The sequence below is a fragment of the Microcystis sp. M53598_WE2 genome (genome assembly GCF_030067735.1).
Lineage (GTDB): Bacteria > Cyanobacteriota > Cyanobacteriia > Cyanobacteriales > Microcystaceae > Microcystis > Microcystis aeruginosa.
In genome coordinates this window covers 1-3,706 of the sequence record NZ_JASJFE010000815.1, presented here as the reverse complement: position 1 = coordinate 3,706, position 3,706 = coordinate 1, and the positions used below count along the sequence as shown (strand labels likewise).

Below are 3,706 nucleotides of genomic sequence, written 5' to 3'. Positions count from 1 at the left end.
TAACGAAGAGCCAATAAAGCTTAGAGGTAATCCGAACTAGGGAAGTATTCGGAGGTCTGTGCCAGCTTGTGTCTCGATGCGGTAGTCTCTACTTGCGTCGCCTAAATTGGTCTAGGCAAGCTCCGTCCCTTTTAGGGCGGGGTTAGTGACTTCAGTTCACAAACTATAGACTAAAGTTAATGAATTGCTGTTTTTTTGAGTATAACACCCCATCTCCTCAACCCCTAACCCATTATGGAAAAATTAACTAATCTCGATCGCATTGCTGAAGAAATTTTAGGTTTAATTCCAACAGAAACGGTTATCATTGCCGAATTTGACGGTGATAGTATTGATTATTGCGCGGGTGCAGGTAAAAACACCGGGGCAATTGTCGGCAAAAGGGGTGATATTGCCACGTCGGGATTGTGTACGGTGGTTTACCAGGATAGTTGTCCGGTGGTGGTAGGACAAACCCTAGGAGATAATCGCATTCGTCAGGATATAGCGGTGGCTTTGGGGATAAAAACGGCTTTAGCTGTGCCAATTAGGGTTAATAATCGGTTATTTGGTGCAGTAATGCTTTTAAATCGTCTCGATGGTCAGGAATTGACCGATCGAGATAGTTTGTTAGTGGAGGAATATCTGAACTCGCTACTCAGAAATGAGGGATAGAAGGGGTTGGGTAATCCAGTTGAATGCTACGGCGATTTGATGGTTAAGGGTGGGCAGACGGTAGAGATAGACTAAGCGACGGGTAAGATGGGCAAGGGGACCGGCTAATTCTAGTCCTAAACCGCTAATGGTAGCTTCATCGACTCCGAGGGTCAACATTTCGCCTAAAGGTTGATAACGGAAGGGTAAAGCTGGTTTATCGTGGAAACTCGCCCAAATATTCCAAGCGCAGTAGTCGGACTGTTGAAGGGCCACTTGGGCCGTGGCAGCGTATGGTTTATCGTCTTGATCGCGACTATCGGCCGCATCGCCGATCGCGTAGATGCTGGGGTTTTCGACAGTTTGTAAATATTGATTAACTTTTAGTAATTTGCGCTCATTATGTGCTATGGGCAAATTAGCGAGCAGTGGGGAGGCGATCGGACTAACGGTCCAGAGAATTAGATCAACGGGGATATTGTCGATCTGTCCCTTGTAGTCAAGGGAGAGGCGATCAGCTTGAATGTCGGCGACGGTGGTTTCTAGGTCTAACCAAACCAGACGTTTTTCCAGGGCTTTTTTGGCGGTTTCGCGGTTAAATTGGGTTGAAGGGCCAAGTATATCGCTATTTCTTTCGATCAGACGAATTCTTCCCCTTTCTCCGAGGCGATCGGCCAGCTTACAGGCTAATTCTACGCCGCTATAACCGCCCCCGATAATGGCGACCCGAATTTTATCGCGATCGGATTTTTCTAGGGTTTTGAGTCGATCCCGAAGACGATAGGCATCCTCGATACTACGAAAGGGGATAGCGTGGGTTCTGGCCCCGGGTAGGAAGTCAAGGGAGGATTGACCACCGAGGGCGATCACGAGGCGGTCATAGCATATATCGTTTTTATTGTCAAGGGTTATTTTATGATTATTAACATCGATCGCCGTGACGGTTCCCTGTTGGAAGTTAACGGGGGTATTGGCGAGCAATTCGCTGAAAGGGGGAGCAATTTCCCAGGATTGCAGTTCTGAGGTGACTAATTCGTAGAGAAGGGGAGAAAATAAAAAGCGATCGTTTTTATCAATTAAGGTAATTTGGGGGGGGTGTTGATCGGGCCAAGGCAATTGACTCAAACGTAAAGCAGTATAGAGTCCACCAAAACCACCACCGAGAATACAAATTTTTGGGATTGAGTCAGTCATATCGATCGCTGAGGGTTTTGTTTCTTATTTTGACACTCCCTGCCGTAAAATGGACGGGGAACCTTAAACCCAAATTTTCGGTAAAGCGAGGAAAGAAAAATAGTTTTTATTTATCTACTCAGCCAAATCGTCAGCAAAGCCATAATTGTAGCCAGAAAAAGGATATGATTCATCCAATCGTCGAAAGACCAATTTTTAAACATAATTAGTTCCTTAAAATCTTACTGCTCAACAGCTTACCTTAATTCCTGATAGAAGTGCTATCGGGTGCGGCCGGTTGACTGGGGCAATATGTTGAGATTAGGTCAACTACCTCGACTCGCTACGCGCGATTGTCGAGGCCTCTGAACTCGGGGGGGAATGCCTCAAGACAGACTAGCTCCCATCTTTCTTTCGGACTTACACTAAATCCGGTTATTAAAGACTGATTATTAGAGAGGAAAAACCTAACCAGAAGAATTTTTAGGTGAATCCTAATTGAGATGGGAGTCTTTGGGAATAACATCCAAACCGAGGAGAACCTTTTGAGTATTGGACATATCGCCGATAATTCTTTGTAGGGGTGGGGGAAGTTGTTTGACTAAAGTAGGAGTTACGAGAATTTTATCCTGTTCCGCTAATTGGGGCTGTTCGAGAACATCAATTATTTCTACTGTATAAAGATCGGATAACTCCTCGCGACAGATACGAAAAATATTGGCGATCGCCCTCTGGGATTTACTTGAATCGCCCATAATGTAGAGTTTGAGAAGATATTGACTCATGATTGCGTGTTATTGAACAGTTTAATGTTGCTGAGACCGATATAGTATTTACGATAGAAAGAGACGAGATAACCCATCAATTCCAAGACCATGAGACGACCTTCGCTAACGTAGGCCTGCGCTTTGGCCAGGGTGACATCCTGATTTTTTTGGCGTAGGGTGGTGGTATGAATATCCACCACATCGCGAGGACTAGCTTTTAAGAATCCTAACTTATCGGCCAAGCTTCGCAGTCGTTCCGATAGATTATGTTCCACTTTGTATGCTTGTTCTTCTAAAGCTAAGTCTAATAACTCTCCGTAATTTTGGACTAATTCTTGAAAAATATCGGGAATACTCTGCTTTATTGCCTCAGAACCGAACATTTTCGCCGTGATGCTAGTTTGTACTCCCTTGATTAACTGTTCCAGTTCGCGAAATTCCTCTTCCTGTTGTTGATGTTTAAGATTGAGGATATATTGCTGACGCTCGATCGCCACACGAATTTGATAGACTAAAAGACTACTATCGATATTATTTAACTGAATATAACCGTCAGCACCCAGTTGAAAGGCTTTAACGACTAATTTCTCATCATTGCTAGTAGTTTGAACCACTATCGGTATATCAGAGGCTAATTCTCTGGTTTTGACTAGAATATTTAAGCCGGGGGGGACAGAGATTTCCAAGCTTAAGAGGATGAGATCAAATTTCTCCCCTGCTAGTTTTTCGGCAGTTTGCTGTAGATCCTGAGCTTGGGTGAGGGTAAAAGTCAACCCCCCGGCCAGGGAACATTGGGGGGCCTTTAACAGCAATCTCTGGATTAATTTAACAGTCGTCGGTTCATCCTCTATCAATAAAATCCTACAGAGCTCCCTAGTCATTGTTAATCGATCGCTAAAATTATCTTTTTTCCCCTACTTTCATAGTACGCCCATCTTTGGGAAACGCAAGGACAAAATCACCATCTAGCAGCTGCTATCTCGAAGTCTTAAGTAGGGAGGCAAAATTATTTGTAGGATGGGTTAGCGGTAGCGTAACCCATGCAGGCGTTGGGTTTCATGCTTCAACCCAACCTACGTTCATCTTATATTTAATTCCACCCACCCACTTAAGTAGTCGTGCAAAATAAATTT

The 3,706-nt window shown here is 44.3% G+C and carries 4 protein-coding genes; 1 reads left to right on the top strand and 3 read right to left on the bottom strand.

Going from position 1 to position 3,706, the window contains the following annotated elements; all coding sequences use genetic code 11:
- The first annotated feature begins 234 nt into the window (after positions 1 to 234).
- Positions 235 to 654 (top strand): GAF domain-containing protein, encoded by a 420-nt coding sequence (locus PX636_RS16550; RefSeq protein WP_288117884.1) that lies wholly within the window; start codon positions 235 to 237, stop codon positions 652 to 654.
- Here PX636_RS16550 and PX636_RS16545 read toward each other — a convergent pair.
- The 3 genes from PX636_RS16545 to PX636_RS16535 form a co-directional block, all read right to left on the bottom strand.
- Positions 634 to 1,827, bottom strand: coding sequence for an NAD(P)/FAD-dependent oxidoreductase (locus tag PX636_RS16545; RefSeq protein ID WP_288117883.1), 1,194 nt, complete (start codon positions 1,825 to 1,827; stop codon positions 634 to 636). The genes PX636_RS16550 and PX636_RS16545 overlap by 21 nt on opposite strands.
- 473 nt (positions 1,828 to 2,300) lie before the next feature.
- Entirely contained in the window at positions 2,301 to 2,591 is a 291-nt protein-coding gene (locus PX636_RS16540; RefSeq protein ID WP_002752661.1) for a circadian clock KaiB family protein, read from the bottom strand.
- Complete coding sequence (locus tag PX636_RS16535) at positions 2,588 to 3,454, bottom strand: response regulator (protein ID WP_012266950.1); 867 nt, start codon at positions 3,452 to 3,454, stop codon at positions 2,588 to 2,590. The genes PX636_RS16540 and PX636_RS16535 overlap by 4 nt, the downstream gene beginning before the upstream one ends.
- Positions 3,455 to 3,706: the final 252 nt, after the last annotated feature.

Excerpts from the sequence above, each read along its gene's own strand:
- PX636_RS16550 (WP_288117884.1), top strand. The coding sequence starts at position 235 with ATGGAAAAATTAACTAATCTCGATCGCATTGCTGAAGAAATTTTAGGT.
- PX636_RS16545 (WP_288117883.1), bottom strand. The coding sequence starts at position 1,827 with ATGACTGACTCAATCCCAAAAATTTGTATTCTCGGTGGTGGTTTTGGT.
- PX636_RS16540 (WP_002752661.1), bottom strand. The coding sequence starts at position 2,591 with ATGAGTCAATATCTTCTCAAACTCTACATTATGGGCGATTCAAGTAAA.
- PX636_RS16535 (WP_012266950.1), bottom strand. The coding sequence starts at position 3,454 with ATGACTAGGGAGCTCTGTAGGATTTTATTGATAGAGGATGAACCGACG.